We start from the raw sequence: 24,164 nt of genomic DNA, 5'->3' as shown, positions 1-24,164 counted from the left end.
CTGCGGCTTCGCCGCCCCCTTTTCCATCCCTAGGCCTGCGGGCCTTCGGCCCTGTAGGACGAATATATATACCTGTAGGTTGAAACCTACAGCAACAAAAGCGGCCATACCAAACGCAATTCGGCAAAAATGAGCCGAAGGTTAAAACCATCGGCCCATAATGAGTTGTAATAAACCGCTTTATTATTTATAGCAAACAAGGGCTTTAGCCCGCCAGTTTGCTCAGTCCACAACCATGGGCTTCAGCTCATGGCCCCAAACCGCCCAACCGCTAAAAAACGCTTTCTTTATCTCTCCTTTTTCAAAAACCCAAGAAAAAGTTGAGGGACTACCCCCCCCCAAATCTGCAAAAACAGATGAGCAAAACCAGTTATATCAGCAGTTAAGGCCCTTTAGGGCTGACTCCATGGGGTTAGCCTAGGGGCTTGTCCCTAGGCGATGAATGGCAGGCGGCAAAGCCTAGAGGTTGCACAAGCCCAAAATAGGGGTCCTCTAAGGTATAAATTAGGTCCAAGAACCCCAAAACAGTCCTTATCTACCACATTTTTTAGCTTAAGAAGCAGAAGAGGCCGCTTGTTTAGCTCAAGCTATAGGTTGAGTAACCAAAATTAGGGCTCTTCTACTGCTTTATAGACGTCTGGAACTGCATTCTATAGGTACAAAACTGCAAGGAGTAGGTCCACAACTGCTTGCTTGAGGTCGAGTAGCCCCAATTGGGGCTAGAGCAAGTCCTTAGCTGCGGTTCTTTTATCTATAACAGACCTTATGATACTGCTTAGGTGAGGTCGCTTTACCTACGCTTGAGGTTCATTATAGAAAAGCTGAGGTTATATAACTCCGCTAATCTAGTCCACCAACTGCAAGTCTAGCCTTTGGTCCCCTTAATTTACAGTTGGCTAAGGACTAGCTTGCAGTAGAAAAGCACAAACAAGGAGTTCCATAACCTATATTCTGGAGTTTTATAGGCTATGCCATGGAGTTCAGGACGACTCTTATGCAGTAAGAGGAGCTATAACGAACAGTTTAGTGACTGCATGCAATGACTTTGACAAGCTATATCGTAGAGTTCAGGACGACTAAGAAGGAGTTTTGCTAGACATTAGCCCACAAATATATAGTATATACACCTGTAGGTTAAAACCTACAGCAAGAAAAGAGGCCAAGCTAAGCGCAATAAAAATGAGCCGAAGGTTGAAACCATCGGCCCATATCATTTATAGCTTCCCGTTAAGCTTCTTCCCAAAACCACCTAACCGCCAAAGAAGACCGCCAAAAGAAAAAAGACCGTTGAGCGGCCCAGCGCTGCGAAGGGGTGGCCGAAGGCCAGACCGAAGCCGCCAAAGGCGGCTGAAGGGCCGAACAGAGCTGTGAGCCCCGCAGCATAGCGGCGGCCAGCTTTGCTGGCCGCGGGCCCCAAAGCCTAATAATAGGAAAGCAAAAAGCTATAGAATCATAATTTTTATTTTCTCTAATGCTTTTTTATCTTGGCCATCTTCACAGAACAACAACAACAGCTATGGAAAACATACAAATTTTAGAAATCCGCTCTGAATTGGGCGCAGGGACCCGTGGGGCTAGCCTAGGTATTGGCGCCATGAAAGTGGCCTCTCTCAAAATGAATGATACTTATTTTGCCCACTACCCCCTGCATTTGGTGCCCAATGAAAACGAAATTCTCTTTCGGCCCAGCTCAACTACCCGACATGCCAAACACATCAAGGGCATCCTCAAGGTCTATAATTATGTGGCCGATGCTATGGAGCAATTACTGACCGAAGGGACCCAGTTTCTTACCATCCTTTCCGGCGACCACTCTTCGGCAGGGGCCTCTATTGCTGGCCTGCGCAAGTCCTATCCAGACAAACGACTGGGCGTTATTTGGGTAGATGCCCATGCCGATTTGCATACCCCTTATACCACCCCATCGGGTAATGTGCACGGTATGCCCCTGGCTGCCTCTTTGGGTTTTGACAACCTAGATATGCGCCAAAATAACCTATCGCCTGAGCTCAATGTCTATTGGGAGCAGCTCAAAAGAGTAGGCGAAATCTCGCCAAAAATATATCCAGAAGACCTCGTCTTTATTGGCCTGAGAGATACCGAAAAAGAAGAAAACTTTTTGATCGACCAACATAAAATTAAGGTCTTTGAAGTGCCTGAGGTGCAGGAAAAAGGAGCGCTCCGCATTGCGGAGGAAAGTCTGCACTACCTCCAAAACTGCGATATAATTTATGTCTCTTTTGATGTAGATAGCATGGATTGCGAACTGGTTTCTGAGGGCACCGGCACCCCCGTCCCCAATGGATTGACCCCAGAAGAAGCCCGACAACTCCTCTGTCGATTTGCTCAGGAAGACCGCCTGAAGTGTATGGAAGTAACTGAAGTGAATCCCCTACTAGACAACAAACGCAACCTAATGGCCGAAACTGCCTTTTCTATCCTTCGGTCAGTAACCGATACGGTAGAAAAGCGACTGCGCAGCCAAGCTACAGACTAGGCAAATCCTCTTGAATATATGGATATTGGATATCCTTGAGAAACAAACCCTGAGGCGGGACCGAATAGGCTCGTTTCAGGGCTTTTTGTTGGTCCATAGCTGTTTTTAGCTCGGCCAAAGACAATTTGCCCAGGCCCACATTTAGACAAGCGCCAACAATCAGGCGAATCATGCCCCGCAGAAAACGATTAGACTGCACCTCATAGCGCCAAAGATAGGGGTCGCTAAAATCCCATTCGGACCGACTCAATTGGCAGCCATAATGCTTCACATCGCTATTGGTTTTGCAAAAAGGGAAAAAGGCCTCATAGTCGAGCAACAAAGCCGCTGCTGCCTGCATCTTTTGAGGGTCCAACATCTGCGCCCGAGGAAAATGGAAGGCCGTTTCTTGCCGAAAGGGATCGGGCCGCAGACTCAGTTGATAGACATAGGCCCTAGAACAGGCATCATAGCGGGCATGAGCCTCGGCTTCTACGGCTAATAAACGATAAACGGCAAAATCGGATCCAAGCAAACTATTGAGGCGAAAGGGAATGCGCTGGGGCAGCTCCCCTTGGGCATCAAAATGGGCAAAATACTGTAGGGCATGCACCCCCGTATCGGTGCGGCCACAACCCACAATTTGGATTTCTTGCCGTAAAACCGTAGATAGGGCCTCTTCTATTTTCTGCTGTACGCTCATTTGCTGAGGCTGGCGCTGAAAACCATGAAATCGACTGCCGTTATAGGCAAATTCTAGAAAATATCTCTTCATCATTAAAATTTGAGCCCCAAAGATATGCAAACTCTTCGAAAGACTGTTTTTTGGCCAAGCTTTGGCCTGCTATTATTCGCTATAATATATAGTATGAGCCAAGCAACAGCCTTTTTGGCCCAGATGAAAGCCCTAAATGCGGCCCTGCTGGCCAATTTTGGTCCCTTATTTAGCCTCACGAGCTTTTTAATGCTCTGCCTGCTGCTTGTCCTACTGCTTTCGCCACTAGGAAAAATCCGCATTGGCGGGGCCGATGCCCAGCCCTTGCTCAGCCGCTGGAAATGGTTTAGCATTAGCATCTGTACGACTATTGCCACGGGGATATTATTTTGGGGCACGGCAGAACCCCTCTACCATTATGGGAGCCCCCCCGCTGCCGCCAAACTGGCCGCCCAGAGCCCAGAAGCCGCCCAATTTGCCCTTTCTACCCTCTATTTGCACTGGAGCTTTACGCCCTATGCCATTTATTGCTTGCCCGCCCTGCTCTTTGCCTTGGCCCACTATAATTATGGGGCAAAATATAGCTTAAGCGCCCTTTTATTTCCCTTCTTAAAAGCCAAAAAAGAAGGCGGTTTTCATAGCTTCAAGGGCTTATCCTCTACCATAGACAGCCTTTGTCTATTTGCTTTGGTGGCGGGCATGGCTTCTTCTTTGGGGGCCGGTTTGCTCACTTTAGCGGGGGGCTTAAGCAGCCAATTGGGTTGGACGAGCAACAACAATATGCTGCTTTTGCTTTGCATACTGACGGTCCTGGCCTTTATTATTTCGGCGGCTACGGGCCTTAAGAAAGGTATTCAATTTTTATCGACGGTAAATATTTGGGCCTTTATTTTTATTGCGCTTAGCTTTTTATTTTTGGGGCCGGGCCAAAAAATGCTGCCCCTAATTGGAAGCAGTTTAGGCGAGTACTTTGGTCATTTTATAGAAAAAAACCTCTACAACATTTATCATCCAGAAGAGGATTGGGCCAATAGCTGGACCACTTTCTACTGGGCCAATTGGATGGCTTGGGCCCCCATTACGGCCCTCTTTTTGGGCAAAATTGCCAAGGGCTACACCCTTAGAGAAATGCTGCTCTTCAACTGGATTTTGCCCTCTATTTTTGCCCTGCTCTGGATGAGCATTTTTGGCGGCTCGGCCCTTTGGGCGGTGCAAACTGGCCAAGATTTGCTGGGCAGCCTTGCGGCCCATGGCGCCGAGTCTATCATCTATGAGCTCATGGCCAAATACGCCGCCCCACTAATGCCCTTTATGGCCCTGCTTTTCATTTTCACGGTCTTTTTGTCCTATGTCACTGCGGCCGATTCGAACACCGAAGCCATGGGCAGCATTAGCATGGATGGACTAAAAGCGGGGGAGTCGCCCAAGCTCTACATCAAAGTAATTTGGGGCCTTTGCATTGGTGCCGCCGCCTATATTATGGTCAGTCAAGCAGGCATAGAAGGCATCAAAATGCTCTCTAATTTGGGCGGCTTGCCCGCCTTGCTCCTGCTCTTGAGCGCTAGTGTTGGCCTACTCTACTGGATGATTAAAGAGCGTTTTGGTTATTAGGGGCGTTACTCCTTTTAGTCGTCGAACTGCGGCTTTCAGCCTTGTTGTCGCCTCCTTTCAGTCGTCGGCGCTATGGTCCGCAGCTCGCAGGTCTGCTCGGCCCTGCGGCGGCTGCGCCGCCTAGGTCTGCCGCAATGCGGCACTGCTCCCCAGCGCTAGGCCGTTTCCGCTAAGGGCTTAACAAAGCTTTTGGACCTAAAAAAAACATTAGCCCTAAAGATTGTTTATATTTAGCGCTTGGCTAAATCAATGGTCCAAACTATTGCGTCTTGCAGGCCCGGAGGGCCGCAGGATGAGCGCTGCGGCGGGGTGGCCGAAGGCCAGACCGAGCCAGCGAAGCTGGCGAAGGGCCGAGCAGACTTGCGAGCCCCAAAGCATAGCGACCCGCCCGCAGGGCGGGACAGCCCCAAAAAAATAAAAATAGGTTTTTTTTAAAATAGACTATGAGTTTTCTATATCCCAGCTTTTTATGGGCCCTTTTTGCCCTGATTATCCCTGTTATTATTCATCTCTTTTACTTTAGGAGGTACAAAACGGTTTATTTTACCAACCTTCGGTTTTTGAAAGAGGTCAAGGAACAAACCAACTCTTGGCAGCGGCTGCGCAACCTGCTGGTCCTGGCTGCTCGGATGCTGGCCCTAGCGGCTTTGGTCTTTGCCTTTGCACAGCCCTATTGGCAGAAAGCGGGCAGCAAAACCGAATTGGGCAACCATGATGTGAGTATCTTTTTTGACAACTCTTACAGCATGTCTGCCGAGGCCGAAGATTTGCGTCTGCTAGAAAAAGCTCGTCTTCGGGCCGAGGAAATTGTGGCTGCTTATGGGCCCAATGACCGCATTCAGATTTTGTCTATGGATTTAGAGGGGCGCGACCAACGGTTGTTGTCTAAGGAAGATGCTTTGCAAAGAATTCGGGAAATTCAATTGTCTTATCAGGTGCAGGATATGGAGCGGGTTTTTAACCGCCAAAAGCAAGCCCTAGAAAAAGGAGAGAATAAAAAAAAGCAGGCCTTCATTATCTCTGATTTTCAGAAAAACAGCAGTGATTTGGCCAAAATAGAGGCCGATACGCAGCTACAGTTGAGTTTGGTCCCCTTGCAAGCAGCCGCCCTAAAAAATGTGGCCATTGATAGCGCTTGGTTTGAGGCCCCCGTTCAGGGATTGAACCAAAATAACCGCCTTTTTGTGAAGATTCGCAACTATGGGCAAACGGATCAGAACAAACTGCGTCTTTCGCTACAACTCAATGGCGAAAATCGGCCAATTGGGAGCTTAGATGTGCCGGCCAACAGTGCTATATATGATACCATCAGCCTCAACTTGAACAAAACGGGCTGGTATTTGGCCGAGCTACAGCTTACTGATTTTCCGATTGAATTTGACAACAGCTATCGCTTTTCTTTTTATGTCAAGGAGAAGCTGCAGCTGCTAGAGCTCTATGAGGGCCAGGCTTTGGGCGCCATTTCTGCTGCCTTTTCTGATGATGACTATTTTGAGATGCGATCACAATCTGTAAGTCAGTTAGACTACTCTAAGCTGCCCCAAAACGACCTCATTATACTTAGCCAGCTCAGCAAATTATCTTCGGGCCTACAGGCCGAGCTCAAGACTTATGTAGAAGAAGGCGGCAAGCTGCTCATCTTGCCCAGTCGCTCGGCAAAGCTAGAGGACTACAACAACTTTTTGCAGCAATTGGGGGCCAATCGATTGCAGCCTTTAGAGCAAAAAGAGCGCAAAGTGGTGAGCATCAACTACCAAGACTTTATCTTTAGCGATGTCTATGAAAATGAGAGTGATCGGATGAAACTGCCGATTAGCCAAGCCAACTTTCCCTTGAGTAAATCGGCCCGAGCGGCAGAACAGCAGCTATTGCGTTACCGAGATGGCAGCAGCTTTTTGGGAAAATACAAGGTAAAAAATGGTTTTCTCTACCTCTGTTCTGCCCCTGCGGATAGCGAGAGCTCGGATCTGAGCAAGAATGGGGAAGTCTTTGTGCCTATGCTTTATCGCATGGCCTTAGAAAGTGGCAAGCGGCAGCAGATTGCCTATATTGTAGGCCAAGATCAAAATCTAGAATCTGAGGCCCAGGCCCAGCAGCAAGAAACCGCCTTTAAGTTAGGCTCGGGGCAATTGGAGTTTATTCCAGAGCAGCGTCGTTTGGGCAACCGCCTACTTTTGGGCCTTAATAACCAATTGCAGGAGGCGGGTTTCTATCAACTCTATTTGAATAAAGAAGAAGTATTGGACCAATTTGCCTTCAACTACAACCGTCGAGAATCGGCCCTAGAGTTCTATTCTTTAGAAGAGTTGGAAAGCAGTGCAGATGGGCGTTACAACATCATTGACGGAAACTACGGCCAAGACTTTGGCAGCTTAGTTTTGGAAGAAACAGAAGGAGCCTCTCTTTGGAAATACTTCTTGATTCTCGCCCTACTCTTTCTTTTGCTAGAAACGCTTTTGCTTCGCCTTTGGCAGCCTCAAACGCCCAAAACAAATGTCTCCTAGTTATCATCAAATTGATTTTGGTCCGCACCGCTTGCATTATGGTTGTTTTGGTCGCGGGCCCAAAGCCCTTCTGGCCCTACACGGCTTTGCCAATCATGGCGGCTACTTTGAAGAATTGAAAAGCTTGGGTGAAAGCTATCGGGTTTTTGCCCTAGACCTGCCTTTTCATGGAAAAACGCAGTGGGAAAGCGATCATTTTAGCGCCCAAGAGCTGCTAGAAATTATTCGGCTCATTTTGGCCCAAGAAAACTTTCAGCGCTTTAGCTTGGCTGGGCACAGCATGGGGGGACGCATTGCCCTGAGCCTAGCGCCCGAGCTCTTGCCCAATTTAGATGCCTTGATCCTATTGGCTCCAGCGGGCCTGCAACCTACCCCCTCGGATAGTCCCGTTTTGTTCCCACTTTTTTTGCGTCGCTTTTTGGCGGCTCGTCTGGAGCCGCCAGGATGGATTCTCTCTATTTTTGCCTGGGCCAGAAGGGCCAATTTGCTCAACAAGGCCACATACGTCCTTTTTCGCCAACAAATTGAGCAGGCTGATCGTCGGCATCGTTTGTTCAACTGCTGGATTTCACTATACGACTTTCCTGTCTATAAGCGAAAACTCAGAAAGTTGATTCAAGAAAAAGAGCTGCCGCTCTACCTCATCTATGGTCAGGAAGATGAGATTACGCCTGGCCGCTATGGGCAGCAGTTTGCCCAAAAGCTCCCTTCGGCCCAGTTTCATTGGGTGGCTGATGGGCATTTCTTTTTGCGGGCGCCCTTGGACCAGTGTATAAGAGAGATTTTAGCCAAACAGCAATACTTTTAATAGAGCTCCCACTTTATCCCCTGATCCAACAGCTCTTGATAAAGCGGCCAATCGGCCTCCTTCTCCAAATAGAGGTATACCTTTTTCAGGCGAGGGAACTGCTGCAGCAAGGGCTTCCATTTTGTTACAAATTCTTCGGGGCTCTGAGGGGCTATATAAAGCGCAACGACCTTATCCGCATAGCTTAACTTCTCGGCGGGAAAACAAATATCTTCCTGTTCACAAACTCGAAGGTCCAAAACGATATCTTCTTGTAGCTCTTTTTGGTCCCAGATATACTGGCTAAACCGCTCTGGAGCCCGCTTAAAACTAAGCGTATAAGGCATATTTCTATTTTTTCTAAATAGCTGCACCTTTTTTTTGCGCAAATCCATACTCAAACTATCTAGCTGATAATAAGAAGAGGCTCGCAGATCTCGCAACTTAATCTGATAAGCCTGCAATTTTCCCTTTTTATATTGCAAATAATGCCGCATATCGGATAGTGCATAAAGGTCTATAAAATACAGTTTTTTCAGCCGACCTTTTTTGTCTGTCTGCCAATCTACCGCTAGCAGCTTCTCTTGAGGCGCGCCATAGGAATAGCGATAATACCGACAACGGCCATAGGGCTTTCCATTTCGGATTTCGCCTTCTTCTTGCAAGCGTCCTTTTTCATCATAAGCCGTGTATTGTCCTTCCTTCAATGCGGGCAACAGCTTTTGCAGGCCTAAAAATAAGCGTTCTATATTTTCAATTGGCACTCCTGCCTTTACTCTTCGGTAAATAAAAGCTTGGAGTCGGCGAAAACCTTGGCGAGCAAAATAGGGTTTGGGATGTTTTAGGTTTCCTCCATAAAAATCGGCTGGTCCATAGCGCACAAAAAGCTCTTTGGCAGCCACATTAAAGCCATAAGTTTGGCGTTCTGCATAGCGGTTGGCATAATTGGGCAAGCTGCCCAGCTGCTGCAAGTTGGCTAAGTATTGTTCTTCTTGGGCCAGAGAAAAAGTTTGACAATAGGCGATGGCCTCCTCTATAAATAGATGCAGGGCATATTGTTCCATGGGCGTCAATTTGGCCCATTTGGCATGGATTTGATCTCGATAATAGGCTTGACTAAAAGGCAAATAATGTGTAATTCCCTCGCTTAAGCCTTGATTCAATTCTTCCGCTGGATTCTCTCTGCGCCATGTTCCAAAAGGAAAAGCCTGCGCATTTAGCAGCAGATTATCATCCAACAGCAAATAAATAGGACTTAATCCCTCGGCCTTATTTTTATCCAAGACCTGCTGAAAACTGACTAGGGGCTGCTGTCCGAAAGCCGCCAAAGCATAGGCGGTAAATAGGAGGAATAAATAGCTTCTCAAGTTCTGATTATTTTAATTTTGGGCAAAAAAAGGCCAGCGATTTTCGCTGGCCCTTTCTATTTTATTCTGCTTTCAACTCATCTTTATCGGGTACAGCCTCTTTGGGCGCTTTCCCTTTAAAGGTGCTCATGGTTTTATAGACACCAAATAGGCGGCCTGCGATAAAATCAAAAGCACGGGTGGGCAAAACACCTTTGAGCAAGGGAATTGCCTTTGTCATAAAGGGCTCCATCACCAGGATATCATCTTCCTTAACCGCCTTCATGATTTTATCCACAATGTATTCAGGTTCCATAATGGGCGTAAGTGCGGGTGCGGTCACGCCATCAAACATGCCTGTATTGATATAGCTAGGCAAAATCGTGCTCACCACTACCCCATTTTTGGCCTCTTCTTGTTCTAGACGCAAAGATTCGGACCAACCGACTACGGCCCATTTGCTGCCTGCATATACAGACATATTCGGGTTGGGAATCAGGCCAGCAGCCGAGGCAATATTAACAATATGGCCTTCGCCTTGGTCTTGCATATCGGCCAAAAACTGCAGGGCAATATGCATAGGGGCCGAAACATTGATATCGATCGTTTTCCGAATTTCTCGGTGGCTATGTTCCTCAAAGCGTTTACCGACCACAATACCGGCATTATTAAAGAGAATATCCACCATTCCCCATTGTTTTTTACAAGCGGCGGCAGCGGTCTCAATATCTTCTAAATTGGCCACATCAACTACCTGCACGGCCACCTCATGACCTCGGCCCTTAAACTCGGCCTGAGTAGCCAATAATTTCTGCTCGTTAATATCCCAAAGGATCACTTTATAGGCCCTTTGGCGCAGGCAGCGTTCTGCAATGAGCTTCCCGATTCCGGCCGCCCCCCCTGTAATCAGGACTGTTCTATTATTTATTCTTGACATAACTGATTGATTTTTGGTCCTACAAGATAAGAAGAGCGACGCAATATATTGTTTTGCAAAGCAACTTATTTTTGGCTACCCTATATGCCTTGGCCTAAGGTTTCCTATTTTCTAATGATTTTTATCTAGATGATTTTTTGGGGCCTGCCGCCTTTGGCGGCCGGGCCCTTGCCGGGCTCGCAGGTCTGCTCGGCCCTGCGCCAGCAAGCTGGCTGGGTCTGCCGCTGCGCGGCACCCTTTCAGGCCCCTAGGCCTGCGGGCCTTCGGCCCTTTTAACTGTAGGTTGAAACCTACAGCAAGAATGGTATTGCTTCGCAATCATCTATAAATGAGGGTTGAAACCCTCATAAAATTAACTTCTCGGCCATCCTTTGATAAAAATTTCAGGCTAGTCAAGGCATTTTTTAAAGGCATAGCCGTACCATCCTCAAGGCAATAAAAATGGGCCGATGGTTAAAACCCTCGGCCCATAATGAGTTATAATAAACAGCAAAAAAGGACTTCAGCCCGCTCTTTGCTCAGTCTACAAGCATGGGCTTCAGCCCATGGGCTCAAAACTGCCAAAGAAGAACAGCCTAGTAGACATAGCTTAGAAACAAGAGGCTATGAATCTGGATCTATCTTGAAGTTACTGTAAAACAAGCCTGTATCATGACGTAATTCTATCAGATATTTTAAATTTAAACTGACTGCGCTGATACCTTCATAACCAGAAGCTCTATAGAAATCGTACCAGTGCGCTATAAAAGTCGAGGTTTTTACTTTGCAAATTGGTCTATCATAGCCCATCTCTACAATTAACTCTGGATTTTCTGATAAACTAGTCTCTTTTAGCCGAGCAGTAACCCAGTCCTCATCTGTCTCCACATCAAAGGTATAATATTCTTGGCCTAAATGTTCCCAATCTATTAAATCATCTGTTCTCACTGGAATATGATGGGCCTGCAAAAAGTACTTAAAAAACCTAGACCTATAAGTCGCCAAAGGTGTTAAGTCTTTCATATAAGGCTGTAAAAAATAATTAGTAATTGTTATCATATCTTTTTGATTATCGCTGATGCTTGAAATTTTTATTAACTCCTCTATGTCGTTTTCTGTTCCTTCAAAAGGAATTTAGGCAAGGGCCAAAACCGCCGAAGAAGAATGGCCAAAAGAAAAAAGACCGTTGAGCGGCCCAGCGCTGCGCAGCCGTGGCCGTAGGCCATACCAAGTTTTTTGAGCGTAGCGAAAAAAACGCAGGGCCGAGCAGACCTGCGAGCGGCGCAGCATAGCGGCGGCCAGCTAGCCTTCGGCTAGCTGGCCGCGGGCCCCAAATCTTTATACTCATTAGGAAAAATAGCCCGCCTCAAAAATGGCATAGGCCAAAGCCATATAGCTAATTGGGACCAAAAGCGCCAGGGCATTTCCCAAAATATAGTCCTTGGGTTTCATTTGGCTAAAGGCCAAACTATAGCCCACAAAAGGCGATAATTGCATGAACGTTCTAATTACAATGAGGCTCCAATAAGGGCGCTGCTCTACCTTTTCGACATATTTTTTGAGCCAGCCCTTGGCCTCTGGTGCATTTTTTCCACCCAACAATTTGGCCCAATAAAAAGTAGCCAAGGCCGATAACCAAGCCGCAAAATAGGTCAGGGCCGCCCCCTCCCAGCTACCATATAAAAGCATGGCCAACAGCATAAAAGCAGAGCCTGGCAGACCGAGCAAACTGGCCAAAAGAAAAACCGCCACATAAATGACCGCCCCCCAAGGACCAAAAGCCTGTATGTCTTGACGCAGCTGCTCTATATCCCGAAGATAAAGCCCCAGTGGGGTTCCAAAAAGGATAATAAGGCCCAAAATAAGGAAGCCGCCAAGCAAATAAAAAGAACGATAAGGCCAAATATACTTGCGCCAAATCGCTTGTAAATCAATGGAAATCGGTTTTGCTGCCATAAGCGAAAAAGGGAGTTTGGTTGTTCTATTTTAAACTTAAGCCTTTTATACAACTCTAAATAGCTTATTGTTCCCTTTCCTTGTTATAGATCTGTTAATTTAATCTCGCCCAAAGTCCTGATTCCTAATCTTTTGCATATACTCTAAAAGCTTGGCCGCAAACTCATCCGTCAAATGGGCCGCCAAAGCGGGATGGTCCACCAAAAGGACCTCATAAAAGACGTATTCCTCCAATAAATCGGCATCTAGGGCTTGGGCGAAAGCCTCTAGGGCGGGCTCAATTCTTCGGTCCTTTTCAGGCAGGGCGCTATAGGTCAAAAAGGTGCCTAGGGTCCCTTCTAATTCGGCATGAAAAAGAAAATCAGAAACCTCTTGTCTGGACTTGATGTACTGATAGTCGGGTTCATAGGACCAAACCGCCTTGTACATGCCATAGGTCAGCCAAACCCCATCGGCTACAATGCTGACGGTATCGGCCTCTCGCTCTAGATAACATTTGGGGTCAAAGCCCCAGGCCAATTCATAGTTTTGGCCATTTAAGGCCCAAATTTCTCTCAAACGAAGCAAGAGTAGCTTATTATTCCGATTCAACAGATGGGCCTTGGCAATGGCTTGGGCTGCCTTGGCCGTATCTTTTTGCAGTAAAAAAACTTCCGCTTTTAGGCGTTGGGCCACATAATCAATAGGGTTAGCGGCTAGGGCCTGATCAAAGTACAAGAGCGCTTTTTCCCAGTTTTTTTGCCGATAATAGCTGTCGCCCATATATGTTAATATCTGGGCATGCTGCGGAATATCCTCTAAGATTTGCTGATACAGCTTGCGTATCTTTTTATACTTGGGCCGTTCCCGATTAGCCAAGGCCAAAGCTTTGGCTTTGAGGGCCTTATGCTCTTTCGTTTCTAAGGCCGCATAATCTCTCAAATGCTCTCGATTCTCCTCTAGCTCCACATAATTCCCATTGGCCAAAACAGGCCGCTCCCGCTTGGGCGGCGGCCCATACAATTGATCGATGCGGTATTGGGTGGGCGAAGCCTCCATAAATGCCATGATCTCCATGGGCGTAGACAATCTCGACTGCCCAAAAAGCAGGACAGTCGAACCAATAAATAATAAACTGACTAAAAACTTCATAGCTGATCTATTCCTCCAATAAATCGGGCCGACGCTGCTGGGTCCGCAACAAGGCTTGCTCATCTCGCCAAGCATTTATTTTTCGCTCATGGCCCGACAGCAAAATATCTGGCACTTTCCAGCCATTATAATCGGCTGGGCGAGTATATACGGGGGGCGCCAAAATGCCATCCTGAAAAGAATCCAAGAGGGCCGAAGATTCATCGCCTAATACGCCTGGCAACAAACGCCCAATGGCATCTACCAAGATGCAAGCCGGCAATTCTCCACCAGAAAGCACATAATCGCCCACAGAGATTTCCATAGTCACAAAATGCTCGCGCACTCGCTCATCAATGCCCTTGTAATGTCCACAGATGATAATCAAATTACCCGCCAAGGACAAATGGTTACAGGTTTTTTGATTCAGGGTTTGCCCATCGGGCGTCATATAAATAATATGCTCATATTCCCGCTCGGCCCGCAAATGCGCTATGGCCCGATGAATGGGCTCAATGGCCAAGACCATGCCCGCGCCACCTCCAAATTGATAGTCGTCAATTCGGCGATACTTTTCATCGGTAGAAAAGTCGTGCAAATCATGCAAAACAACCTCTAAAAGCCCCTTTTCTTGGGCCCGTTTCATTATAGAATGCGCAAAAGGGCTCTCCATCAATTGAGGCTGCGCAGAAAGGATATCAATTCTCATTTTTCTTAATCTATCGCCTTATAAATATCATTTAATTCTCGGCCACGCTTGTCATAATCTAAGCCATAACCGAGCAAAAAGTCGTTGGGCACTGCAAAACCCGCAAAGTCAATGGGCAGTTTGTATTGCATGGCATCGGGCTTGACCAATAGGCTGCAAAGGCCCACCGACAAGCAGTTTTTGGCCTTCAAGCTGGGCAAAAAATAGTAGAGCGTACGGCCCGAATCAACAATGTCTTCTACAATCAATACGGCTCTGCCCGCCAAATCAAGGTCCAAACCAATCATTTCGGTAACCTGCCCCGTAGAACTGGTTCCCGAATAAGATTGCAGCTTTACAAAGCTAATTTCTAGGGGGATGTTCAAGGCTTTGACCAAATCGGAGGCAAAGCGAAATGAGCCATTTAAGATGCCCAAAAGAACAATGGGCTGTTCTGTTTCGGCATACTGCTGCTCTATTTTTCTTGCCAATTGCTCAATCCGTTCCTCTATCTGCTGGGCAGAAATAAAGGGCGCAAATTCTTTGTCCCAAACCTTTACATTTTGACCTGCTGCTTTCATTTTGTTTGTTCTATTTTATTTTTCTTGTTCTTTTTTTTCTTTTTTTTTGGGGCCCGCGGCCGCAAAGCGGCCGCCGCTATGCTGCGGGGCTCGCAGGTCTGCTCGGCCCTTCAGGCTTCACTTCGTTTCGCCTTCGGTCTGGCCTGCGGCCACCCCTCCGCAGCGCTGGGCCAAGGACCGCCCGGCCAAGCGGCTGGCCCTCGGCTTAGGGATGGTAGGCAGTGGCCCGAAGGGCCAGACCGCGCAAAAAAGCTTCGCTTTTTTGCGCAGGGCCGAGCGAGCAGCGAGCTGCCGCACAGCCCGGCCCGCCCGCAGGGCGGGCAAGCCCCAAATCCATCGCCTAACGCAACTTATAGGCCTTCAATTCCTTGCCTTGGCTACAGAGCAAGACATTATTATTATCATCAAAAAGATCGGCCACCACAAAGGGACCATCGGCGGCAAGGGGAAAACCCTTTTGTAGTTTTCCGGCCGCATCAATCAGATAAATCTGGCCCTTTGTTGCCGAATAACTGCCCAGAAGTGCTTTTTCTTGGGCCAATAAACGAATCGGAAAAATGTCTGTTTGAGGCGCCTCATATTCATATACCGGAGCCGCTTGCAGACTTTGGGCCGTATCATAATAATGGATGTACAACTTCTGCCCCATCAGGCGCATAAAATCGGGGCGAAGGTCGCCCAAAAGATCGGCATAAGCAAATTGAACGCCCTTCATATTTTTTTCTGGGGGCGGAATGCCAAACTTTTTGCCTTGCAGGTTACAGACTTCAATTTGTCCGTTGGTGGCTCCGGCCACAATCCGCTCCTGCTCTAGGTCCAAATAAAAATTATCGAGATAATAGCCCTTAAAGCTTTTGGTCGGCATTCTTCGGTCGCCACTGCGTTTCATAAAGTACAACTGGCCCGAGCCACTCATGCCCAAAATATAATCCTTCTCGCCCTTTTCTAGGTAGCGCAAGGGAAAGCGCAGAGCGCCCATTTTGCTATTGGGGTTCCAGCCCTCTAGGGGTTTACCAAATTTATCGAAGCCATAAATATTTTTATCGGCGGCGGAGACAAAAAAGCGCAATCCTCGGCCATAGTCTACCGACATGACCGCATTTAGGGCCCGAATGACCAAGGGAATGTCCTTGAGTAGCTCGCCATCTTCTTCCCAAATATAAATCTTGCTTTTGGTGTTGGCCGCCAACTGATAATTTCCGTTGCTATAGTAATCTACCAATTGGGGTGGGCCCAATAGCTGCTCGCCCAGGGCTTTTTTCCAGAGCAATTCTCCCGCATTATTAAAAAGGTAGAGGCGCTTGGCCTTATCTTGGGCCGCAATAAAATAGCTTCCTGTTTTGGGGTTTTGCAACAGGCTAGGCGGCATCAGCAGACTGCTGTCTAGGGCGGCTCGCCAGAGCAGTTCGGCTCCGGCCTGTTCTTGCAGCGCTTGGGTAGCGGCCGAAAAGGTACTGAGGAAATGGCCCTTATGCGCCGTTAGCTGTAGGCCCATGGGATAGAGCGAGCGAAAGGCCAAAAAGCGCTGGTCAAAGGCATCTCGCCAATCTTTGCGCAAAAACTTTTTGAATAAGAGGGCCGCATTGGGCGTATTGATCAAGAAATAGAGGGTCGAGCGGTTTTTCATCTGCTCTACTTGGCCCTTAAAAACGGGATTATGGACCAGCATCTTTTTATTTTGGTATTGCTCCCACCAGCGTTCTAGCTGTCGGCGGCTATTGGCCAAAATCAGGTAGTTGTCGGCAACTAGGTAATAGGGGGTTTGCAAGGGGGCAAACTCGCCTCCAAACAAGGGGCTGAGCAGGCCATTTTTGGCCAACCTTCTAATTTCGGCCCCTTGGTATTGCATACTATCCAATAGGCCTTTTTCGCCTTCCAGTTTTTTGAGTTTCTCTTTGGCCTCCAAGGGATTTTGCAGGGCTAGCGCCACCGCATAAGCAGGCTGTAAATCTTCTTCTTGGGCGGGTTCTTGCATAAAAAAGGCCAGCTCTCGGCCCAAATAGGGCAAAATATAGCGGGAGAAATCGGGATCCAACTCTTTTTGTTGGCGGTAATAATCGCCAAAGGCGGAGATATTAACCGTTAGGGCAAAAGCCAACTGTTCGGGCAAATAGGCGGCAATTTGGCTATTTTCATTGCTAGGCGCATTTAACAAATAGCTCCAGTAATCATCCTTTTGGGCCAAATAAAGCTGTCCGCTACCTACCAGATGTTGTTCTTGGAAGCGGCAATCGAAGCCCTGCCAGCTAAAATCATTGGTCAGGCCTTCTACAAAAGGGAGGCTTTGGCCAGAAAGCAAATTGGCCAAAAGCGGTAAATTCTGAAAATTGATGTAAAAACTGAGGTCCGAATCGCTGCGATTATCTTGTAGGGCCAAAAAATCTTGCTCCCAGCTCAGGCTAGAGCGAATGCTGCCCAGTTGCTCTAGGGCGGCCTCTACTAGGGCCGACTCTCGGCTAAACAAGAGCAAAGAGCGGTACTGGCAGAGACTAAATCGCTCTCCATCAGGCAGCTCCAATTGATAAATTTGGCTCCCTCGATAACTGTGTTTATCGGTAATTGGGACCTTCAACTGGGCGGCTAATTGAGTGGGCCGCAACTCTTTTGGGAATTGGGCCGCAATATGTAGATAAGAAAGAGACTGTGCCCCATTGAGCTGAACAGCCGTAAAGATTTGTTTTTTGGCAAAGGGGTGTTTGTCTCGTTTGAGGCGGGCCAATTCTTTTTGCCAAAGGGCCAACTCATCTACCCAATGCTCGCTAGCGCCTATGGCTTTCAGGGCATTGGCATATTGGGCGGCCTGCAAGCGGTTTTGGCTATTTTCCCAATCTCTGATTTCAATTACGACGGAGCTACTTGAGGGGACTGCCGCCAAGGGAGAAAGGCTCGAAAAAGGGGCTCGAAACCAGCCCAGCTGCACCCCTGTAAAAATACAAAGGGCCAAAAAAAGACTGCTTGCGGCCAGGGGAAGCCGAAACCAGTAAAAAAACGGATATATATTGACCCACCAAAGGCGTACTAGCCCTGCTTGCATATACTTAATGCTCCACTTCACTCTGTTGATTGCTTGAGGTAGTCCAGAATTTTTTGACTAGCGCCAGCCTGCGCCTGAATATATTGCTCTGCTTTTTGGGCCAGCAGTTTGTAGTTGAGCCCATTAAAAGCGGTGGCCAATTCCTCTTGGCTGCGGATAGCTTGCGCAAGGCCTAAGTTAATTAAATCAGTTGCTTCTACAAACTTTTTGTGATTTGGTCCAAAGAAAAGGGGAATTTGATAAACTGCGGGTTCTAGTGTATTGTGAATTCCTTTGCCAAAGCCTCCACCTACATAAGCCATACTGGCATAGCGGTAGAGGCTGCTAAGCATACCGATATTATCAATAATTAAGATATTTTCTTGGCCCGATAATTCTTTTTCGCTCAGGCTAGAATAGCGGATAGCCGAGCCTTTGGGCAAGCTATTGAGTAATTTTTGGATGCGCTCCTCGCCTATTTCGTGGGGGGCGATGAGTAGTTTCCAGTTTTGGGGCTGCAAATGGTCCAGATAAAAGGGCAAACAAATTTTTTCGTCGGCGGGCCAGCTACTGCCCAGCACCCAGAGTTTATTTTCGCCTTTAAATTGTTGGACCAAGGGATAATTTTTGGCCTCTTCTCGGATTCTGAGCACCCGATCTAGGCGGGTATCGCCTGTAACGATAGCGGGGCAACTGATGCTAGCCAGCAATTCTTTAGAATATTCATCTTGCACAAAAATCTGCTGATACTGGGCCAACATTTTTCTAAACAGGCCGCCCCAAGGCTTAAAAAATGGCAGGGCGGGCCAAAAATTGGCGGAGACCAGATAGGCGGGGATATTTTTTTCGGCCAAAACCTTAAGGTAAAAATACCAGAACTCATAGCGCACAAAAAATGCTTGTTTGGGCGCCAAAAGGGCAATAAAATCTTGGGCATTTTTGGGGCCATCCATGGGCAGGTAGCCCACCCAATCGGCTAGGGCGTAGTTTTTTTGTTTTTCATAGCCTGAGGGCGAAAAAAAGCTGAGTAAAATGAGGGCCTCGGGTTCTTGGGCGCGCAGAGCTTCTAGTAGTGGGCGGCCTTGTTCAAACTCTCCTAAAGAAGCGGCATGAAACCAATAGCGCTTTTTATTTGGGGGTAGTTGGGCCAATTGTTTTGCATATTTTTTTCGCCAATTTTGGCGGCCTTGGGTCCATAGTTTGGCCTTAGGGACAAAAGGGCTAGCCAATTGTAGGGCTAGTCGATAGGCCCAAAGTCCGAGGCGATAGAAGAAAAGCGCCATGATATTATATATTTCTAGTTTTTGTTTTGGGGAGAGGGCCTAAAGCTAAGCCTTGACTGGCCTGAAATTTTTATCAAAGGATGGCCGAAAGTTAATTTTATGAGGGGCTTTAGCCCTCATCTATCAATGATTGCGAAGCAATGCCATTTTGCTGTAGGTTTTAACCTACAGCATCGGCCTAGGGGCCTGAAATGGTGCCGCGCAGCGGCAGACCCAGGGCGAAGCCCGCAGGGCCGAGCAGACCTGCGAGCCATGCAAGGGCCCGGCCGCCGAAGGCGGCAGGCCCCAAAACCCCTTAATAAAACTTCAGCTCATCGCTACGGGTATTTTCATTATAGATGAAAAAGGGAATGCAGAAACCGGCGCGGAAACCATAGAGCATATCGAACTGGCTTTCTGTATTGGCTTGGCGGAGGTGGTAATCCCAGCCTCGGACGCTAGTGGTAAAGGCCTGATTGAGATCTAGGCCCACAAAAAGATTGAGCATGCGGTTGCGGCTCATATAGCGGTAGCCCACAAACTGCTGCAAGCTCAGGCCTGCTCGGCGTTGGTCATAGCCCTTAATATAATCGCCTTGCAATTGTGGCAGTTCCTCCTCTCTGCTCATTAGGCGGATGCGCACCCAATGCTCCATATAGCCGGCGCCCAGGCGAAACTCCAGATTGTGGCGGCGGTTCTTTTTATTGAGCGAAACCAACTTTCCGATTTGGCCCGTAAAAATAAAGCCCCTTTGGCCCAATTGCGTCAGGCCCATATCGCCATAAAGGCTAATGAGCTCGCCATTGGCCTCGCGCAGGGGGGCCAGCACATCCGTTTTCACTCGATCGGCAAAAATGACCTGGCCCGAGAGGCCAAAAATCCAGTTTTTTGGGCTGAGATAGGCCAGCTGTCCACCGGCGCTATTGCTCTGATAATAATCGGCCTTCATATCGCCTTCGGGCAGATGAAAAGCATAATTGATATCGATCAGGAAGGCGGCGGGCAGACTGCCCTCCTGCTCTTCTTTTTGGGCCCAAAGCGCATGCCCTAAGAAAAGAAAGCTGAAAAATAGCGGAAAATAGAGTCGCATAAGATTGTTTTTTTGAACCCAGTAGATTGGGCTGCAAAGCTAAAAAAATAAAGTCAGTTTGAAAACGCAAGCCCATCCCAAAAGGGCCAAAACAGACATAACTTAAAAAATATATCAAAAAAATGCGTTCACAACTTGCGTTAGTAAAAATTAAGCCCTATACTTGTTATATCTTATTTAATAAACTTAAATTTTTAAGCATGAAAGATGTATCAAATGCACAGTCATCGGCTGTAGTGGTTGAGTTAGGCATGGGGCAGCTCTTGAGCAAAGGTTTTGTTTGGGGCCTCAAAAACTTTTTGTCCTTGTTGGGGGCTTCCTTACTATGGATGCTTACGATTTGGATTCCGTATGTAAACGTAGGGACCACTATTGCACTTTTTTCTTTGCCGGTAGAGATGAGCAAGGGTAAAGCAGTGAACCCCCTTGCTATATTTGATGGTCGTTATCGGAAGAACATGGGTGAATTTTTTCTTTGGGCGGGTTTGTACAATATGATTTTGGGGCCGGCTTATGTATTTGCGATTATTCCGGGGCTTATTTTGTCTTATAGCTACTCTATGAGTTTGTATATTTTGCTCGACAAGGAGCTATCGCCTTCAGAGGCCCTTAGTCAGAGCAATAAGATTACGCATGGTTATAAGTGGAGTTTATTTGCGGCTAAGGTAATCTCTTTTCTTCCCTTTCCCTTGTTTTTGGTTATTCCGGAGGTAGGTCCTTATTTGTTTTCGATTTACTACATCCTCTATTTTCCTTTTTATTTGGGTTTAGAGGCCTATAGTTATGCGCAGTTATCTAAGCGTTTGTCTTAGCATAGATTAAGTTTTGGTTTTAAGAGCTGTGGGACGAGGGTCTCATAGCTCTTTTTTGGTTAAAAGGAACTAAATTACAACCTTAGGTAAAGCTTTAAGGTCTTAATAATATACTTTAACCAAAGTGTACTATATTAAACAACACTTAATAAAATTCTCCTCATGAAACGATTTTCCCTTTCTACCTGCTATCTATTCTTATCGGTTCTATTATTTGGACAATGGCAAGATGCAGGAACCGACCTCATGCATTATGTTGAGAGTAAGCGCAGCTTGGCCCTAGGCCAGAATGGACAGCAGTTGGCTGTTAGTGAGCAAGGCATCATTAGTATTTACTATTGGGACAGCCAGGCAGAAGATTGGCGCCAAAAGGGCAGCCAAATTATTGATTCATCGGCTTGGGATGTTATAGCGATGAGTGAAGATGGGCTAACTTTAGCCCAGAAATGTAGCTATGCTGACAGTAGTGGTCGAGAGATAGGCTATGTATAAATATATGCTTGGAACGGCAGCGATTGGCAGCAAAAGGGGCAAGATTTGACAGAAAACAGCCATTTTTATAATAGCGGGAGCTTTGGCAGCAGTTTGGCCTTTAGTGCGAATGGAGAAAGTATTGTCATCTCGGCCTCTGTGCAGTATGAACTTATAGATAATGTAGGGATGCTTTATAACTACCGCTGGGAAAATAATAGCTGGCAACTCAAGGGTGTACCTATTGAGGGCCAACATTATAATGGTCGTTATGGTCGAGATATGGGGCTTAGTGCAGATGGTGAATATTGGGCCATTCTAGGTGGCTTTCATAGCCCTGCCTCAGCGAGCAAATACCTAGACTACCTTCATTGGGATGGTCAAAACTGGCAGCATCAATCGACATTAACTAACCATTATTCTTTAGTTGGCGAAATGTCTATTGCCTTTTCTGGAGCGGGAGAGCATTTTGTGATGGCTCAGGCGCAGGGAACTACGCCTAACCCCTATGGTCCTCCTCCTGCGCCAAGTCCAGGTCGTTTTAGAGCCTATGAGTTTGATGGCAGCCAATTTAACCTTAAAGGACAAGAAATAAGATCTACAGATAGTCAAGCCTTTTTTGGGGAATCCGTAACAATTAGTGCAGATGGAACTGTCATTGTGGTAGCTGCCCCAAGCGGCAATAATACGGGCTATATCAGGAGCTATGCTTGGTGCAATAATCAATGGAAAACCCCCTTTGCTCAAATTGAAGGCAACAACAGAAGTAATGGTAAATTTGGCAAAGCCCTAGCGCTATCAGCAGATGGGCGGCGAGTCGTTTTTAATGACTATGCTTGTCACTGCCTAAAAACTTACGATATGCAAAGCAGCAATAACTGCTTCGCTATTACCTCAACAAGCCCTGCATCTCATAGCTCTTCTAATATTCGCCAAGGGATTTACCCCAACCCCAATCAAGGCTCCTTTAATATTGTGCTAAACAAAGCAGCCCCAGCAACTATTCGAATTTATAATACGGCGGGGCAGTTGCTTTATGAAAAAGCCAGCCCTCAAAGTAGCTTGCATGAGGTCGATTTTCGGGCCGCTGCGGGAATTTATTTTGTAGAAGTTGAACAAAATGGAGAAAAAGAGCGCTTTAAGTTTATCCATCATGGAAAATAGTTCAAAAAATGCTTGTCGCCAGACGCTCTGCCTTTTTATTAGATCATCTCCTCATGGCCCTACTCTTGTTTTTTAGTCGAGAGTTGGGCCTTGTTTCTTTTCTTGCTGCCCTGAAGCTTCCGAGTTTCGTCCTTTATTGGGGGCTCTACCTGAGCTTTTACATTGCCTACAGTTATATTTGTCAATCTGTTTTTAAGCGAACTTTAGGCAAAATAGTTTTGGGTTTAGTTTGGGAGCGGCCCAATCAAAAACAACTACTCAAAAGGCTAATCTATAAGCTTTTTCTCCTTAACTTCCCTCTTCTTTTAATTTGCATAGAAAAGGGCTTTTTCTTAATCCTTATCCCTTACTATGCTTTTTTATTCGTTAGCTATTATCAGCTACTATTTCTCAGCTACCCCTTATATCCCGATAAATGGGCCAAACAGAAGCTAATTTCAACAAACCCAATATGGCGAAAAAAACCTTAACTCCTCCCCCTCATTTTGGCCGCCGCATTCTGGCCCTTGGCATAGATACGGCTATTCATCTGGCCGTAATTATTGGGCTGCTTATTGGGATGAAAGAGCTGCCCTTTATTGTCAAGATGATGGACAAACTGCTTGAAATTTGGGGCGGCACCCCCGATGGCAGCGATTTTACCTTTGCGCTTGGCTTTTTTATCGCCTTTAGTCTGGCCTATCAATATATGGGCTTGCGTTCTAGTTGGCGGGCCACTTTTGGGCAGCGCCTTTTGGGCCTCTATTGGCAGGCGGTGGGCAAAGAAGCCGAACAGCCCTTATCTTGGGGGAGTATCCATATTCATATTTGGAGTAAAATTCTGTTCCTGCTGCTTATTCCGATGAGCTTTGTCTTTTTTCTGGAAGATGGCTTTTTTTTAGGCGTAGGCGCCTATTATTTTCTGATGCTATTTATGTTTTACAATGAAGCTCGGCAGACATCTTTGGGCCAGCTTTTTCATGATAGCTGGTCGGGCTGGACCCTAGCCAAAAAGGAAAAGGAAGCCAAAATTTCTCTAGAGCGAATGGAGGAAGACTTTTGGGCCGAAGAAACCGAAGCGGAACGCCTTAAAGAACGCCAAAATAAATACCGATGAATAAAAAAGTTGAACTTACTGCCCGAATTATGACCTTTGCTATAGACAGCATTACTATTGTTGTCTTTTCAGTTGTTGTGATTGGCCTCTTAGAGCAGATCCGCCTGCATCCTTATGCCTCTTTGGGCCAGGAGATTCAAAATTTGCTCCCCCCAAACGATTGGCTCTATTGGTGGATCATCCAACTGGCCCTCGCCCTAGGCTACCATTATGTTTCTTGGTCGGTTTGGAGCGCTAGCCCCGCCCAACGGCTGGCCCGCCTAAAATTGGTCAATGCTCAGGAACAAAAGTTATCCGTTTTGAGCTTTCTTTTTCGCCTGTTTCTCAAAACCCTGATCATCAATGTTCCGCTTTTTTTATTTGTCTATGATGGCGACTTTTTTCTCTTTTCGGGCCTAATTTACTTGGCCATTTTCATTATCGGCAGCAAAATGATTTATGAAAACCCCAAGGGACAAATGTTTCATGGACTACTGAGTAATAGCCATTTTGTCTATTTGCCAGAGAAAAAAAAGCGCTAAATTTTATTCTTTACTTCCTACTTGAGCTCAAGTGAGGACTACAGC

The 24,164-nt window shown here is 46.9% G+C and carries 21 protein-coding genes; 10 read left to right on the top strand and 11 right to left on the bottom strand.

Annotation, left to right across the window (positions count from 1 at the left end; translation table 11 throughout):
* Positions 1-1,516 precede the first annotated feature (1,516 nt).
* On the top strand, positions 1,517-2,497 hold the full coding sequence (locus OP864_RS15955) for an arginase (RefSeq protein ID WP_270099147.1): 981 nt from the start codon (positions 1,517-1,519) through the stop codon (positions 2,495-2,497).
* Here OP864_RS15955 and OP864_RS15950 read toward each other — a convergent pair.
* Positions 2,487-3,254, bottom strand: a complete 768-nt coding sequence (locus OP864_RS15950; RefSeq protein ID WP_270099146.1) for a tRNA pseudouridine synthase A — start codon at positions 3,252-3,254, stop codon at positions 2,487-2,489. The two genes, OP864_RS15955 and OP864_RS15950, sit on opposite strands and share 11 nt — an antisense overlap.
* Before the next feature lie 21 nt (positions 3,255-3,275).
* Here OP864_RS15950 and OP864_RS15945 point away from each other — a divergent pair, with 21 nt between their 5' ends.
* The 3 genes from OP864_RS15945 (at position 3,276) to OP864_RS15935 (ending at position 8,114) form a co-directional block, all read left to right on the top strand.
* A complete protein-coding gene (locus tag OP864_RS15945) occupies positions 3,276-4,802 on the top strand; it encodes a BCCT family transporter (RefSeq protein WP_270099145.1) in 1,527 nt (508 codons plus the stop codon).
* A 443-nt stretch (positions 4,803-5,245) separates the two neighbouring features.
* Positions 5,246-7,306, top strand: coding sequence for a BatA domain-containing protein (locus OP864_RS15940; protein WP_270099144.1), 2,061 nt, complete (start codon positions 5,246-5,248; stop codon positions 7,304-7,306).
* Complete coding sequence (locus tag OP864_RS15935; protein ID WP_270099143.1) at positions 7,296-8,114, top strand: alpha/beta fold hydrolase; 819 nt, start codon at positions 7,296-7,298, stop codon at positions 8,112-8,114. Before OP864_RS15940 ends, OP864_RS15935 begins: the two co-directional genes overlap by 11 nt.
* Here the strand turns inward: OP864_RS15935 and OP864_RS15930 are convergent.
* The 10 genes from OP864_RS15930 to OP864_RS15885 form a co-directional block, all read right to left on the bottom strand.
* The gene (locus OP864_RS15930; RefSeq protein ID WP_270099142.1) at positions 8,111-9,460 is read right to left on the bottom strand and encodes a toxin-antitoxin system YwqK family antitoxin; all 1,350 of its coding nucleotides are present in this window, start codon (positions 9,458-9,460) and stop codon (positions 8,111-8,113) included. The genes OP864_RS15935 and OP864_RS15930 overlap by 4 nt on opposite strands.
* 61 nt (positions 9,461-9,521) lie before the next feature.
* Positions 9,522-10,376, bottom strand: a complete 855-nt coding sequence (locus OP864_RS15925) for an SDR family NAD(P)-dependent oxidoreductase (RefSeq protein ID WP_270099141.1) — start codon at positions 10,374-10,376, stop codon at positions 9,522-9,524.
* A gap of 603 nt (positions 10,377-10,979) precedes the next feature.
* Positions 10,980-11,414 carry a hypothetical protein gene (locus OP864_RS15920; RefSeq protein ID WP_270099140.1) on the bottom strand — a complete coding sequence of 145 codons (435 nt, stop codon included), beginning with the start codon at positions 11,412-11,414 and terminating at the stop codon, positions 10,980-10,982.
* 288 nt (positions 11,415-11,702) lie between these two features.
* Positions 11,703-12,311 (bottom strand): TVP38/TMEM64 family protein, encoded by a 609-nt coding sequence (locus tag OP864_RS15915; protein ID WP_270099139.1) that lies wholly within the window; start codon positions 12,309-12,311, stop codon positions 11,703-11,705.
* 99 nt (positions 12,312-12,410) lie between these two features.
* Entirely contained in the window at positions 12,411-13,442 is a 1,032-nt protein-coding gene (locus OP864_RS15910; RefSeq protein ID WP_270099138.1) for a tetratricopeptide repeat protein, read from the bottom strand.
* A 7-nt stretch (positions 13,443-13,449) separates the two neighbouring features.
* Positions 13,450-14,130 carry a tRNA (guanosine(37)-N1)-methyltransferase TrmD gene (trmD, locus tag OP864_RS15905; RefSeq protein ID WP_270099137.1) on the bottom strand — a complete coding sequence of 227 codons (681 nt, stop codon included), beginning with the start codon at positions 14,128-14,130 and terminating at the stop codon, positions 13,450-13,452.
* Positions 14,131-14,135: 5 nt separating this feature from the next.
* Positions 14,136-14,690 (bottom strand): hypoxanthine phosphoribosyltransferase, encoded by a 555-nt coding sequence (gene hpt, locus OP864_RS15900; RefSeq protein WP_270099136.1) that lies wholly within the window; start codon positions 14,688-14,690, stop codon positions 14,136-14,138.
* A gap of 340 nt (positions 14,691-15,030) precedes the next feature.
* Entirely contained in the window at positions 15,031-17,565 is a 2,535-nt protein-coding gene (locus OP864_RS15895; protein WP_270099135.1) for a DUF3352 domain-containing protein, read from the bottom strand.
* Between the two features lie 176 nt (positions 17,566-17,741).
* Complete coding sequence (locus tag OP864_RS15890; RefSeq protein ID WP_270099134.1) at positions 17,742-18,986, bottom strand: 3-deoxy-D-manno-octulosonic acid transferase; 1,245 nt, start codon at positions 18,984-18,986, stop codon at positions 17,742-17,744.
* 295 nt (positions 18,987-19,281) lie between these two features.
* Positions 19,282-20,055, bottom strand: a complete 774-nt coding sequence (locus tag OP864_RS15885; RefSeq protein ID WP_015694298.1) for a hypothetical protein — start codon at positions 20,053-20,055, stop codon at positions 19,282-19,284.
* 200 nt (positions 20,056-20,255) lie between these two features.
* Between OP864_RS15885 and OP864_RS15880 the strand changes: the two genes are divergently transcribed.
* The 6 genes from OP864_RS15880 to OP864_RS15855 all read left to right on the top strand — a co-directional run bounded on the left by OP864_RS15880 (position 20,256) and on the right by OP864_RS15855 (position 24,119).
* The gene (locus OP864_RS15880; protein ID WP_270099133.1) at positions 20,256-20,867 is read left to right on the top strand and encodes a DUF975 family protein; all 612 of its coding nucleotides are present in this window, start codon (positions 20,256-20,258) and stop codon (positions 20,865-20,867) included.
* A gap of 162 nt (positions 20,868-21,029) precedes the next feature.
* The gene (locus tag OP864_RS15875; protein WP_270099132.1) at positions 21,030-21,359 is read left to right on the top strand and encodes a hypothetical protein; all 330 of its coding nucleotides are present in this window, start codon (positions 21,030-21,032) and stop codon (positions 21,357-21,359) included.
* Positions 21,360-21,404: 45 nt separating this feature from the next.
* Positions 21,405-22,502 carry a T9SS type A sorting domain-containing protein gene (locus OP864_RS15870; protein ID WP_270099131.1) on the top strand — a complete coding sequence of 366 codons (1,098 nt, stop codon included), beginning with the start codon at positions 21,405-21,407 and terminating at the stop codon, positions 22,500-22,502.
* 8 nt (positions 22,503-22,510) lie between these two features.
* Positions 22,511-22,972, top strand: coding sequence for a hypothetical protein (locus OP864_RS15865; RefSeq protein ID WP_270099130.1), 462 nt, complete (start codon positions 22,511-22,513; stop codon positions 22,970-22,972).
* Complete coding sequence (locus OP864_RS15860; protein ID WP_270099129.1) at positions 22,954-23,598, top strand: RDD family protein; 645 nt, start codon at positions 22,954-22,956, stop codon at positions 23,596-23,598. Before OP864_RS15865 ends, OP864_RS15860 begins: the two co-directional genes overlap by 19 nt.
* A complete protein-coding gene (locus OP864_RS15855) occupies positions 23,595-24,119 on the top strand; it encodes an RDD family protein (protein ID WP_270099128.1) in 525 nt (174 codons plus the stop codon). Before OP864_RS15860 ends, OP864_RS15855 begins: the two co-directional genes overlap by 4 nt.
* Positions 24,120-24,164 lie beyond the last annotated feature (45 nt).

The sequence above is a fragment of the Saprospira grandis genome (assembly GCF_027594745.1).
GTDB lineage: Bacteria > Bacteroidota > Bacteroidia > Chitinophagales > Saprospiraceae > Saprospira > Saprospira grandis.
This window is presented reverse-complemented; position numbering and strand designations above follow the sequence as displayed.